The 14,256-nt window shown below is 48.4% G+C and carries 6 protein-coding genes; 3 read left to right on the top strand and 3 right to left on the bottom strand.

Annotated elements, in window-relative coordinates:
* Together BMW93_RS34920 and BMW93_RS34915 are read right to left on the bottom strand one after the other, a co-directional pair.
* Window positions 1-1,439: hypothetical protein (locus BMW93_RS34920; protein ID WP_218147775.1), on the bottom strand; the 1,439-nt coding region annotated here is incomplete at its 3' end.
* A gap of 419 nt (window positions 1,440-1,858) precedes the next feature.
* Window positions 1,859-2,539: a LuxR C-terminal-related transcriptional regulator gene (locus BMW93_RS34915; protein WP_090387442.1), complete on the bottom strand. Its 681-nt coding sequence runs from the start codon at window positions 2,537-2,539 to the stop codon at window positions 1,859-1,861.
* A 494-nt stretch (window positions 2,540-3,033) separates the two neighbouring features.
* Here BMW93_RS34915 and BMW93_RS34910 point away from each other — a divergent pair, with 494 nt between their 5' ends.
* The 3 genes from BMW93_RS34910 (at window position 3,034) to BMW93_RS34900 (ending at window position 12,996) form a co-directional block, all read left to right on the top strand.
* Window positions 3,034-5,022 carry an ATP-binding protein gene (locus tag BMW93_RS34910; RefSeq protein ID WP_143061802.1) on the top strand — a complete coding sequence of 663 codons (1,989 nt, stop codon included), beginning with the start codon at window positions 3,034-3,036 and terminating at the stop codon, window positions 5,020-5,022.
* 219 nt (window positions 5,023-5,241) lie between these two features.
* A complete protein-coding gene (locus BMW93_RS34905) occupies window positions 5,242-9,294 on the top strand; it encodes a hybrid sensor histidine kinase/response regulator transcription factor (protein ID WP_090387438.1) in 4,053 nt (1,350 codons plus the stop codon).
* Between the two features lie 279 nt (window positions 9,295-9,573).
* A complete protein-coding gene (locus BMW93_RS34900; RefSeq protein WP_090387436.1) occupies window positions 9,574-12,996 on the top strand; it encodes a T9SS type A sorting domain-containing protein in 3,423 nt (1,140 codons plus the stop codon).
* A gap of 918 nt (window positions 12,997-13,914) precedes the next feature.
* On the opposite strand, the gene BMW93_RS34895 is transcribed toward BMW93_RS34900, so the two are convergent.
* Window positions 13,915-14,256: T9SS type A sorting domain-containing protein (locus BMW93_RS34895; RefSeq protein WP_218147774.1), on the bottom strand; the 342-nt coding region annotated here is incomplete at its 5' end.

The raw sequence follows: 14,256 nt of genomic DNA, 5'->3' as shown, positions 1-14,256 counted from the left end.
AGGCCAGGCTGGTTGGCTGCATTGTTGTTCTGGGTAACGTCCCTTCCATTGACGGACATATCTTTCCAGATATTTTTAGCGCCGGCAGCATTTACACCGTCATTAGCTTTGTGCCACATCAGAAGATTTGCGACTACCCCGCCCGGTGCCTGAACAAAAGCCGCGAAAGTGAAGAACTGCCCGTCTGCCAGGCTGACGTCCGCGTAATTGTAGGAAACACCATTCACTATCTGCGTGGCAGTCATACCGGTAGCAGGATCGGAACTGTCGATGGTTGCATCTGAGCTCTGGATCAACTTCAGGTTTGTCAAACCCGCCGGCCAAGCAACGCGCACCGTGCCTACACTACCCGAGTTTTGGGCTTTCCAAATCGCCGCAAACCGGAAATTAATGCCAGGACCTGCCAAAGCTACTGCCGGCGCTTTGGCAAGACCGTTATCGCCCCAAAGCAAGAACTGGCCGTCAGTAAGTTCAGTTGTATTGGCCGCGTTCGCATCGGCAAGACCTGTTGTAGCAATCAATACCTGCTTGCCGTCATTGACGCTTCTGGACTGCTTCTGGTTCTGCAGACTTCCCGCGTCTCGCGCAATACCCGCAATGTTGTTGTTGTAGCCGTTGTTTGTCGTTTGGTCCCAAAACACGGTCGATCCGTTGCTGGCAACGTAATTGTGCGGCAATGTAAGGCCGTACTTGATAGCCAGGTAACTGCGTACCCGTACCTTTTCGTCTTCGGCCAAATCGCGCTCGTAAGCGATCACTTCACCGATCAGGCCGTCCCTTACCTCAGGCTGCGAACCCAAAACAGCCCCATTGGCATGAGCTGCATTGCCTGCGGCAAAAGTATTGTTTACTGTACCCGTCTGACCATTCTGGCCATATTTGATTCCGGCGGTACCAACTGTGAAAGAGACATCGTTCAGGTACATTTTTCCCACCTCAACCTGCGGTAGTCCTGCGTTTGTAATGTAGGGGTAGAGAACAATGTTGGACGACAAGTTGGTGTATACCGGCGTGTTTGCATTAATAAGCCCTGTGCCCGTCGTGGTTGCGCCAAAGCCAATGATATCCGAGTAGCCTGAAACATTGCGATTGACCGACGTGGTAAATAGTGTGCTGTTAGTGCCATTGGCACTATACGGCCTTCCGGTAGGCACAACCATAAACCGGGCGTCGGCACCAGTCGTGCCAAAATCAACGGGCGAATTGAAGTTGTACAATTCCTGCGGCAAGGCAAGGAATGGCTGCCTGCCTGCATTGGACTGCGTGAAATGATTGCCCGACCCGGACGCGTCCGTCCAGCTGGATGGGGTGAAGGTCTCCGGCCTGAGCCAGATCTTCAAGTTGGCGGCGACGCCCCCAGGTGACTGCGCCCGTGCCCCCGTGAGGCCAAGCATCGTCAATGCAAGGGCCGCCAGACCACTTCGTAACTGTTTGTTCATATTTTATTTGTTTTAATTAAAAAAAAGAATTCAGTGCAATCCGTTGAAGGAGGGGGAGCTTCTAAGTGGCAACAAGTGTATATAGCGAAAAACAAGGGCAAAGTATATTCAGGTGTATAGCAAACGATATGCTATATACGTTAATCTCGGCGAGCGTCAGTTTCTATGGACTAAGGTTTGTAAAATTGTATGTTGTACTAGTTTATCATCATGATGATTTCGAATTTTGACAGCGGATTTAGGTAGGTATGGTTGGCGTCGAGATAATTTTATTTTGTCAAATAAGTTTTACCTGTTCCGGTTGCAAATATTTCTGCATTGTTCGCAAACGGTATGCGCTTTTCTTGTCAATCATGTGTTGTTTTTTGGTCAACGTGGATTTTTGAGGTTAAATCCTGTAATTCGGATTGCTCTGGGGGTCATACGTCTCCCGGAATTTCAAGAGGCGTGCCTTGCTTTTTGAGCACAGCAGCCAGGTCTATAATATTATGGACATTGGTCTTTCTGTAAATATTCGATTTTACAGTACTGATTGTCGAGCTTCTTCGATCCAGCGTATGGGCAATTTCAGAAGTTGTCATGCCTCTTATCAGGCAGCCGGCTACCTTTCTTTCCAGTCCTGAAAGCGTTGTTATCCGCTGTTGTTTTGGACGGGCCGGTTTGTGGGTGATGAGCCGATATGCGATTTCGCTATTGACATAGTGCAGGCCTGCTCCCAGCGAATTGATGCACATGTCAAGGTCACGTTCATCGAAATCTTCGGGTAGGTAACCCGCAATGCTGTCCTGAAAGAAGGTGATCAGAAAGTCCAGGGATGAACGGTTATCGTAAATGGCTATCCCGGCCAGCGGACTATATCGCCTCAAACGACCAGCCAGGTTGATAATTTCAAGGTCCGAATGACCTGCGCCGAAGAGAAAGATGATCTCCGGGGCATATTCGGCGTATTTTCTTTCAAGCTCCTGACAGCTGGACACCTCGATAATCTCCAGGGATTTGCGCGACTGGGACAGAATTTCCCTGAAACCTTTCTTGAACACGGGGCGAGGATCAACAATAGCAATTAAATCTACGTTGACGTAGATGGGTGATGTTTTCATCTTCAAAATACGTTTAGTACTGAGGCAATTTGAAATGCAATATTTCCATTTCACCGGAAAGTGAATGATTGAAATATTGTCAATCTTATGTACTTATATTATCACTACTATTTTCCCGGGCTCTGGGGGAGGTTTTAGAATCTTTTTAGGGGGGCTATCCGGTTTAGCTCGTGTGCCGGATGAACGGACTAAATTCACGACGATTCAGAAGATTCGTTCGTGTAAACTTTATTCTATCCATAACATGTAAAAAATTGTAGACTCGAACAATACTGAAAAACTCAAAAAGGACTGGTGTATGCTCCACCGGACTGCTTGCCCACAGGCTCGTTGTACCACCGGTTTTCAGTCATTATCTTGTCAATTTTGTGCATATTTCTTGTATAACTGCCCTTGGTGAGTGTTGTCCTAAATGCAAATTGATTCGAGGTTTTTAAGTTTGTCGTGTCTCAGTTACACGAGAATAATTTCGACAAACCATCCGCCTGTCTGCTTTGAGCTCTGCCTATTTCATCGAATTGTTGCTATGTCTCTTCTGCCTGGGGCTTGACCGGGCAGATGCTCACATTTCATGGCATGACGTGGTAAGCTGCGATTCACAGCATTGCACTTTTGGAGACGGATCTTTAATGAGGAACGTGTCTTTTGCCGATTTGTGGGAAAAGCAGCTCGGAGGAAAGTCGAGTTTGAATGCCGTTGATTCTGCCGCCTTTCCGGAATTTCTTGCCAGTGAGGAACAGTTCGAGATCAGTATCCACGCTGGCGAGCATTTTGAGATCAATCGCTTCCTGTTCGGGCTTCTTTTGGCCCTTCCCCCGTGGTGGCAAACATGGTTTGTGTATTTGTGCTGCATCATGATTGTTGGAGGGCTGGTTTACCTTCAGATACGCTTGCTTCAGATCAGGGCGGCCCTTAAAAAGGAAAGTGCGCTGCATGAGGCTAAGATTGATTTTTTTGCAAACGTATCCCATGATGCGCGCGCTCATCTTTCGCTTATTGAAGGGCGTCTGGAAAAGGCGTTCCGGTTGCTTGACGATGATCAGGCAGCCAAACACCATTTAGGTCATGCCAGAAATAACTCACATCAGCTCATACAGCTGTTGAACGAGCTGCTTGATTATCATAAGATGGAAAATGGAAGTATACAACTTTCCGTCTATAAGTACGACCTGACTAAAACAATTGAAACCATTCTTTCTTCTTTTGAACTTGTTGGGACGGAAAAGAGGATCACCACCCGCTTTATTCATCCTGATTCACCCGTAAATGTTTGGTTCGATTTACGGCAGATGCAGAAGGTATTCAATAACCTGCTGGCAAACGCTTACAAGTTTACTCCGGAACATGGCTGGGTGACCGTCGAGATTACTCAAACCCAGGACCGGGTCATTGCCAGTGTGACCAATAGCGGTTTAGGGATTTCTACGAAAGACATCGGCCGCCTGTTCGATAAATTTTTTCAGGGAAATAATGACGATTCACCCGAAGGGCATGGGATCGGTCTGGCACTGTCCAAGACGATAGTCGATTTACATAGTGCCAAAATTAGTGTTACCAGCCAGCAGCGTAGTGAAGGGCAGGATGGGCAAACACGTTTTTCGGTGGGGTTTCTGTCGGGTTCCAGTCATTATTCCAGTGACCAGTTCGCTAAAAGCGAAGCTGTTTTTACAGATTACGCCGGTGTTGATGTCGGAGCGATCTACGGACTGGCGCCCCTGGAAAAAAGTTTCACCGTCCTTTTAATTGAGGATAATGACGAGCTCAGGGCGGTTGAATCCGAGTTGCTTTCTGTTAATTATCATGTTATGGAAGCGGTAAACGGGTCCGATGGATTGAAAATGGCTTTTGAAAATATTCCTGATCTGATTCTGTGTGACGTAATATTACCCGAACAGAATGGGATACAGATATGCAGCCAATTAAAAGCAGATGTGCGTACCTCCCATATTCCTATTATCCTTTTGACCGGGCAGAGCGCATTACCCCAGGTAATTCAGGGGCTTCAGGCTGGGGCGGATGACTACCTGGTACACCCCGTCGATGTGAGTATCTTGCTATTGAAGATACAAAATTTGATTAAAACACGGACAGCCATTCGCGATTACACCGGTAGAACTCTTTCGTCGGCGGCAGACGAGTGGCTCATAGCGGGTGCTAACGACGAATTCATCGACAAGCTGCGCAGTTTGGTAATCGAAAACATATCCCAACCCAATTTTGGCGTCAATGAGATGGCATTTCAGGTTGGGATGGGCGTTTCGGTTTTATACCGCAAGGTACGGTCGCTGACAGGGTTGACGGTCAACGATTTTATGAAGGCAATCAAAATGCAAAAGGCCCTTCAGCTTCTAGAATCGGGTACCTATCAGGTAAGTGAGGTGGCTTTAATGGTTGGCTATGAGAGTGTCCGTTATTTTAGTAACGAGTTCAAAAAGCTTTACGGAAAGAATCCCAGCAAGTTTCGAAGTCAGTCTGCTGAATGAGGCGGCAATGAGATTTATTGTATGAAAAGCTTGCAGGTTACTAATTAAAATAGGAGCCTGGGTAGAATGCGGTCTCCGATCTTCTTCCATGCGCCGGTTGAACAGGCTCCCTATATTTGCGAATATTTAAGAGTGCACGCAGGGCGTCCGGGTGCCGTTTTTCCAGGCCTAGCCAGAAACACCGGAGCGCTTATTTCAATTAGTATAGCCTTTGACTTTATGCAACGATGTAGTGTACGTTTATCCGCAATCAGCCCTTCGCCCTCATTTACCGATTCGTGTACGTCTGTGTATCAGCATTTGAAGTTTCTGTTGATCGGTACGTTACTATTTTTTGGTAACGCTTACGGACAGGTTTTTAAGAACTTCAGGGAAGTAGACGGAATCCCTTTATCTACCACCTTGGGAATTACCCAGGACAAGCAAGGTTTCATGTGGTTTGGTGCCCAGGCGGGGCTCTATCGGTACGACGGCAAAACGTTCCAGCGGTACAATGTTGACACAGGGGCTAATCCCAAGTTTATCAGGGATCTGCTAACCGATCCCCAGGGAAATATCTGGATTGCCTCGACCACGTCTGGCCTCTTTCGCTACAATCCGGATACAGATACCTTCACGAACTTTGACTATGATTCAACCAATGTCAATTCCCTCTCCCACAGTTCGGTCAACTGCATTATAAGAGACCAGAAAAACCAAATTTGGGCAGGGACCCAATATGGGTTGTCGCGAATTGTCAACGATCACGGAAAGATCAGGATAACACGCCATTTACAAACTGAATTTCCAGGTGTGACCCGACTCATCCGATCGCTTTCGGAGGATAAGGCCGGCAACATCTGGATGGCGACCGGCGATGGATTGGTTAAAATGAGAAATGATGGCAGCAATCCCAGGTTGTACCGGATTTCGTCGATTAAGGCACAGATCCAGCTTAGCGAAATCATTTTTGTCCATGCGGACAACAATGGTATCATATGGTTGGGAACGAACGGCGGAGTATATCAATTCAATCCTGTCACCGAGGATTTCAAACTTATGGAAACCCTCAAAGCACCCAATGGCGAATTTCCAAGCGCATCCAAAATGGTCCCCGACGGCAAGGGAAAGTACTGGATGGCAACATCCCTGGGCCTTGCTCGTTTCGATCCGCATACGCTACAAGCCGAATGGTATGTAAATCGCCCCGGCGATCCAAACAGCCTGGGTAACACCGCGATTTTTTCTACGTACCTGGACCGGCAAGGCGGGCTTTGGAGCGGTTCGTTCTACGCAGGCGTCAGCTATCTCCATTTTGACTCTCCCCGGTTTAGACCCTGGCCATTCGCAACAGATGATTCGCGGAGCCGGTTGTACTCAAATGCATGGTTAGGCAAAGGCAAAGGGAAACAAATCTGGGCCATTTCCGATAATCAGGAAAAACTTCTTGTATTTGATACCCATGGTAGAAACCCCTCGTCATTCAATCTGAAGCTGTCGAAAAGTGCCGACTATTATGCTTTCTATCTGGACGAAAATGACGTGTTGTGGGCGGCAGGTAATTCCATATTCACGAGTTTTAATCTTCGTACCGGGAGCTATCAGCATTATCCGCTTACCATAGAGGGCGAATCGGTGCCAGTCAACGCCAGGACCTACGCTATCTTTACAGACAGCCACAAGCGCTTCTGGATCGGTGGGTATTATGGGCTGCTTTTGTTTGATCAAAAAAGGGGAAAGTTCATCAAGCAAACTCCCTCGAATATTAGCGTTCGAAGCATTTACGAAGATTCCCGACGCAATATCTGGATAGGTTGCGCCAATGAAGTTTATCGCATTAATGCAAAAGATAGTAGTTCCGTGACACCTCCGTTGGAAAAACTCTCCGTTGGTCCTGAAACTACCAATTACTTTTGGCGGATAGCCGAAGATTTGAACGGCAACATCTGGGCTGCCGGCACCAACTTGCTTTTTCAATACAATTCGAAAAGCAACAGGTTTGTGCCGAATACAGATGTCCCGGGCGGCTATATCAAAGACGTCGTGCCGGATCGTCAGGGCTATCTGTGGGTCAGTTCCGTGAATAAGCTGTATAGATACCATCCCCAAAAAAGGACGCTCCAATCCTATGGTTACGACGATGGCTTGCCGCAAAATGGTGAGTTGATTCAGGGTTTCGGAACGACCGATGCCAGCGGAAGTCTTTATTTTCTTACCAATGCAGGGATGTTTTCGTTTGACCCGGCGGCTATTGCAGTGAATGACCACATTCCCCCTATCATGCTTACTTCGCTGAAACTATATAATAAGGAAGTCTCCACCGGTGATAGTACGGGACTGTTGCCGGAACCACTCTGGAAAACCAAGGAAATTACGTTCCGGCACGACCAGAGCATTTTTACGATAGACTTCGCATTGCTGGATTATGTGCGCTCGGGTCATAATAAATACGCATACAAAATCGACGGTATAGACCACAACTGGAATTACGTCGAAAATCCGTCCGCTACCTATACGAACCTGCCTTCGGGAGCTTATATTTTTCAGGTCAAAGCAGCCAACGGAGACGGCTTCTGGATGAAAGTGCCGCTGAAAATCAGGATCGTCATTCTCCCGCCCTGGTGGAAAACCTGGTATGCATATCTGGTCTACATACTCCTCGGCGCCTGCGCCATCTATGCGATTAACAGATTCTTCTGGCTGCGCAGCTCTTTCAGAAGGGAAAATGCGCTGAATCAGGTCAAGCTGGATTTCTTCACGAATGTATCCCACGAGATCCGGACGCACCTTTCGTTGATCTCCGGGCCTTTAGAAAAAGTCTACGAGCAGTTCAAAGAGGGAAAAAGCATTGAAAGCAACTTGAACTACGCACGAAGCAATTCCGACCGGCTGATGCTGCTGGTCAACGAGCTGCTGGATTTCCGGAAGATCCAGAGCGGTGCGATTCGGCTGCAAGTGCAGCAGCACGATGTAGTCAGGATTATCAAAAATGTCATCGCCGCATTTGAACATACCGCCAGGGAGAAGGGTATCGAAACGTTGCTTTTTTGTTCGGACACACCGGTGCTTCTTTGGCTCGATATAGCGCAAATGCAGAAGGTATTTTACAATCTGCTCAGCAATGCCTACAAGTTTACCCCCGAGGGCGGTAAGGTAGCGGTGCGCATCGTTGAAATATCCAATGAAGTGGCTATTACTGTGGAAGATAACGGCAACGGGATATCCCAGGAGCATTTGCGGAAGCTGTTCACCTACTATTACCAGGCGGATTCTCAAAAACCCGGCTATGGGATAGGGCTGGCCTTGTCCAAAAGTATTGTGGAGCAGCATCACGGCTACCTGACGGCCGAAAGCCGGGTTGCGACCGACTCCATACCCGGAAGTACGTCGCTCACGATCCGGTTGCTTCGGGAAAGCCACCATTTTTCTGCTGATCAGATTGCAGTAAAAGGTAGTGATTATGTTGGCGGTGTAACGGCAGCAATGATTACGATGCCCGTTAATGAGGTCAACGCCTTTGAAAAACAGACAAACACAATCCTGATCATCGAGGACAACGAACAGCTGCGCGCGTTCATCAAAGATCTTTTTCAGGCAGATTTCAACGTCCTGGAAGCCGAAAACGGGCTGCGGGGCCTGGAACTGGCCCAGGAGCATCTTCCTGACATCATTCTGTCGGATGTGATGATGCCGGAAATGAATGGTCTTGACCTGAGCGCGCGTTTGAAAGGGAATGTGGCAACTTCGCATATCCCTGTGGTATTGCTGACAGCCAGAACGCAAAGTGAGCAAGTCATCGAAGGCCTCAGGGCAGGCGCGGACGATTATCTGATCAAGCCATTCGACCCAAGGGTACTGCAATTAAAGATCAATAACCTGATCCGCCTTCGCGATGAGCTGAAAGCGCGGTATAGAAAATCGCTGTCGACAGATCAGGATACGGGCGGCAGCATTGCACAGGACATGAATGAAGCATTCATCGGCAAGCTTAGGGCGATGGTTATTGAAAATATATCCGAGCCCGGGTTTGGGGTCAACGAACTGGCCAGGCAGGTTGGGATGAGCGTGTCGGTGCTGTACCGGAAGATACGTTCACTAACGGGGATGACGGTAAATGATTTTGTGAAGACGATCCGTTTCAACGAAGCCAGGCAGTTGTTGGAGTCAGGTGTTTACAACGTCAACGAAGTGGCCTCGATTATCGGATACGACAGCAGCAGGCATTTCAGTAATGAATTTAAAAAGGTTTTCGGCCAAAACCCCAGCGAAATTAAGAAGCAAATTACCGGGTAAAACGGGCGTCCGTAAATATCCCCGATCTTAATTTTCCACAAGTCATTTAATTCATCAATGGCCAATCCATCCATAGCCGGATCTGGGACGGAAGGTTATTGCTACATGTTTAGGCGATAACAACTAATTCGTCTCAGGGGAGTGCGCGCAGGAAATGAATGGTTGTTCATGCTTGACAAGATAACGTCCTTATTTGCCAAGATTACGATACCTGTTGTTGGATGGGTTAATGCAAATTTACGATGAAAGCTTTCCATTCCATCTACAAACAAATAGGAAATGAAACACAATCTACTACTCGTCCTCCTATTAACTTTTACCATTTGTTCCGATATCTGGGGCCAGAGTTTTATTCAGATCAGAAACAAATCTTTAAGTGAGGAAATCAGCACGAACTTTACCTATAATGTAACAGGAGGTTCCGCCTATACATTAAGTGACAGGCCGGATGCGGTCAACGTGATTTTTCATCTTTCCGGGGACGATGACGGAGGATTGTTTGCAATTGCCAATGCGACAGACTCGTGGTCGGTGAATCCCGGCAACATTTACTACAGGCCTTCCGGGAGCAGCCTCTGGCAAAATACTGGTGCAGCTGCGCTGAAAGTACAGGGTGGCAGCAATGGCGGCTATATCTCACTGGTAAGATCAAGTGAATCGGCCACTGAGCATGCCAATACAGCTGACCAGATCAGATACAGGCTGAATAGCGGTTCGGCGGAGTCCGACATTACCCTGAACCTTGCTGGTCAGGAGTTTATGACCGTCGCCCACAATTACGACGACATGCTGTATGTGCTCGTCAGAACGGCAGACGGCATCGGGACGATTTACAAAAAATCTGTTTCCGGCACTATCTGGGAATCGACGGGAATCACCGGCGTGCAGAGCCTGACGGCCATCCCGAATTCCAACCGGGTGGTGTATGCCAGCTATGTCACTCCGAATATCAATTTCTTGTTTGCAGCCGACAATGATAACACCAACGTCGTTAATCAAGGCAACCCCATTCCGCTTTGGGACGCTGACAAAATCGAAGAAATAGCCGTGACATACAACGAAAGCGGGCAAATGGAACTGTGGGCGTTGTCGGTCGCATTAATTTACAAATCGGTGGCACCCGGCACCTGGACCGAGGAAGACGGCATTAACGACATGCGGAAACTGACCAGTACGGGCGGCAAAATTTTGGCTACCGTACTGCTGGATGATGCCTCCGAAAACATTCCCTACCGGATCTTTACAAGGGCTCAGGACGGTGTTTACCTCGACGACGAGCGGGTGCAGACCAATTTCAACAGCAACTCTGTCAATATTGCCGTCGCGCCGGGTACTTACACGATCACCCAGAATCCGGTAACAGGGTGGCACATTACCGATATCCGTGTCAACGAGGCAACGGCTGCCGGAACTACCACCAGCCTTGCCGGTCCTTCGGCAACGGTTACCGTATCGGCAGGAGAAGTGGTAGTTGTCGAATTTGAAAATCAGTTTACAACAACAACCAATATCGGCCAGACGTGCGGGACTAATTTTGTGGAGGATTTCAGCTCTTACAAAAACGGAGACTGGGGAAATCCACTGGAAGGTTTGATTAGCTACCACAAGGCTACCGGTAACTTTGGGTACGGCTATTATGCCGTTGTGAGCAGTACCGATGTGATGAGCTATGGCGATACTATTTACGACCATACCTCGGGGGATGCCAGCGGAAGCATGTTGCTGGTAGATGCGACGTTCGAAAAGGGGATTTTTTACCGACGCCGGTTCACCGGATTGCTCGCGGGCGCCCGATACAGTTTCGGCGCATGGATCACCAACTTCAATCCGCCCGCAGGAGACAAACCCAATGTTTCGTTCGAAATCTACAACACGAGTGGGGTGCTTCTTACTTCGGTGTCGTCCGGCGATGTGCTGACCAGCCAATGGCAGAACTTCACCACCGTATTCGACTCCGATGGCAGCGATATTGAACTCGTGCTGAGAAACAACACCCCGCGCACACGCGGTAACGATCTGGCGATCGACGATATCAGCTTTGGCCTCTCCATTCCGGAAGCAAATGCCAATGCGGTGTTCGATTGCGCTTCGGGCACGGGCACCGTTACGGTCTTATCTCCCGTCTCAGCCGGCAACGCGGGCGATTTCGAGTACAGTCTGGACGGCCTTGCCTGGCAAACCGGAACCGTCTTTGCCGGCGTGGCACCCGGTTCTTACACCATGACGGTCCGCTACACCAACGCCCCGGCAGGCAGCTGTGAGTCGAGCGTGGCTTTGGATGTTACCAGTAGCTGCATTAGCATTTCAGGAAACATCTGGCAGGATGCGAACGGTAACGTCGGTCAAGACGCAGGGGAGCTGGCTGTCAGCGGGAACGATACAGATAACAATGGCGGCAGCTCCACCGTAACGGGAGAGGATATTTTTGCCAATCTGGTGGGCAGCGATGGAAAAGTAGTCGCTTCTCAGCAAATTATCAGCGCAGGTACGTATGCGTTTGTGAATGTGCCCGCAGGAATATCCTACCAAATTGTCCTTTCAACGGCAGCGAATGCGCCGGGCCAGGACCTGGCGGTGGGGAGTATCCCGGCAGGATGGTTGCTTACAGGGAGCAGCGACCCGGTGAATGGGGTCAATAACGCGAACAGCGGTATTGTCATTGACCTTGGCGTGGTGACGACCAGCATATCCGATGTGGACTTTGGGATGCAGCAACCACCGGTTGCCGACGCCAAAGCATTTGTGGTGCCTAATTCAGCATTCAGCGCAACACCGCCAGCCACCTATCCGGCTCTGGCAGGTTATCAGGCTATCGCCGCATCCTCGTCAAGTCTTACCGGTTATCCTACCGGTGGCTCGCTCTCGGGCGGGGACCCGGAAGACTGCGCCGGCGCGGGGACCTGCTCCACGGGGACGGGCACGACCTTCCATATCGAGACGGTCAATGCCAATACCACGCTGTATTATGATTTCGGCGCTGGCCCTGTGCTCATCGATCTGACGGGTGGCCCCGTCACGATTACTGACTTTGATGTCAGCAAACTGGTGATATATGGACAGACCGGTGCCGGAACGGTGAGTAATCCCATTGGTTTCACCTATTCTATCACAGATAACGCAGGAGTTACCAGCGTTGCTGTGCCATATACCATCCAAACGCAATCACCATTACCAGTCACCCTAATCAGCTTTGATGCCAATCAGGAGGGTGTTGTTGTAAACCTCAAATGGGTTACCTCGAGCGAAAAAAACAGCAAAGGCTTCGAGATCGAGCGAAGTTCGAATGCTAAGCTCTGGACGAAAATCGGATTTCTCCGGTCGCGGGGCGAAAACAGTAACAGGAAGCTGACCTACAATTTTACGGATGCAACGCCAGGGAAGGGAACCACCTATTACCGCCTGAGGATGCTCGACCATGACGGCACGTTTGCGTATAGCGCAATCAGGTCAACGCATGCGGATGCTAACAACAAAAAGCTGGTTGTTTATCCCAACCCGGTTGTAAATGGTAAGCTTACAATAGATGTACCGCCCAGCGGGGCATCTGGCGCAGAGGTGTATAACCTTGCCGGCATCAAAATGTTGGACCACAATTTTGGAAAAGGCAACGATTTAGATGTAAGCAACTTTCAAGCAGGGGTTTATATACTGCGTGTCGTCTCCGAAAATGGGAACCGAACAAGCACTTTCGTGATAAAATAGGGACAACGTTAGAAGCTTGATGTATCCAAAAGTCGTGGCCGATGCTTTGGCATACGTTGAGTAAAGGTCAATCTCCCGGATTTTCCGGGAGATTTGATTTAATATGGGCTCCCGGAACAACCACTGAATCTACCGACAAGTCTTTACTCTTTTGGAGTGGAAGGTGTTGCGTGTACTAAACGTAAAGTCCCCCCAACCAACGCCAAGATTTCATCATTATGCTTTCGAAAACATCCATAGGCGAAGTAGCTCTGTCTGTTTTTCCTGAAAGCATGGATTTTACGCGTTCCGGAGTTAATTTACGAACAAGTTCATAATCAAACCATTACAACCAATCCAGTGAGTCACTATTACGCGTCTCACTGACTTACTGAATGACGCACGACCATATTGAGCACTTTTAAACATTTTTGTACTATCATGCAAAAACAAATCCTTGCAAAAAATTTAATTGCAAGGATTTACTTGATTTTAGTAAGTTACTTAGTGCGTCCGAAGGTACCAAAATCGAGCCTTTTGCCGGATGATTTGAGAAAGTTGGTAGCGCTGTTCGAGCGACAATGAAGTTGTAACGACGAAACGCGACAGCATTTCTCAGCGAAACCTTATCATTCACTTCTGAGCGATTTAATTGGGTCGAGTAATGCAGAGCAACAGTTTTCATAGCGTATATAGCTCTAATTGTATTAAATAGGGATACTAACTAATCAACCATTCATTCCCCTACTTCCTCGAAACCAAATATACTAGAAGAGCCCGATTCTATTATGGGTGTTAAGCCTATGGTTCCAGCTGTACACTTAAGTCAATCTGGCGGCAGCGCTGCCAGATTGACCGATTACTCAACGTTATAAAAAATAGGTGTTTGACCGGCAGCGACTGAAATGAAGTTAGTAAAGGATCAATTTCAACCGAGCCTCACTTCGCAAACCGCAGATGTGATATAGCCCCACTTTGCTCCGTCACTAAAAGGTGATACACCCCCGCTTGGAGCTTGTTGATCGATAATGACTGACCTGCCTTGACGTTGTCCAAGTTTAATACCTGTCGTCCGAAGCTATCAATAACACTAACACCGGCATTTCCCTTTAAGCCCATCAGCTTGATATCCGACACTGCCGGATTGGGATAGACGTTCAATGCCACTGCCCCGTCCATTTGAACCGTCCGGATCTGACTATACGAATAGGATCCATCCACGTCAATCTGTTTGAGACGATAATAATTTAAACCATTCAGAGATTGAGAATCTATGAATTG

The sequence above is a fragment of the Dyadobacter sp. SG02 genome (assembly GCF_900109045.1).
Taxonomy (GTDB): Bacteria; Bacteroidota; Bacteroidia; order Cytophagales; family Spirosomataceae; genus Dyadobacter.
Note: the sequence above shows the minus strand (reverse complement) of the source record. Positions and strands in the feature narration are given on the sequence as shown.

What these genes read in the sequence shown, in the direction of transcription:
- BMW93_RS34900 (WP_090387436.1), top strand. Translation starts at nt 9,574, where the DNA reads ATGAAACACAATCTACTACTCGTCCTCCTATTAACTTTTACCATTTGT.
- BMW93_RS34915 (WP_090387442.1), bottom strand. Translation starts at nt 2,539, where the DNA reads ATGAAAACATCACCCATCTACGTCAACGTAGATTTAATTGCTATTGTT.
- BMW93_RS34905 (WP_090387438.1), top strand. Translation starts at nt 5,242, where the DNA reads ATGCAACGATGTAGTGTACGTTTATCCGCAATCAGCCCTTCGCCCTCA.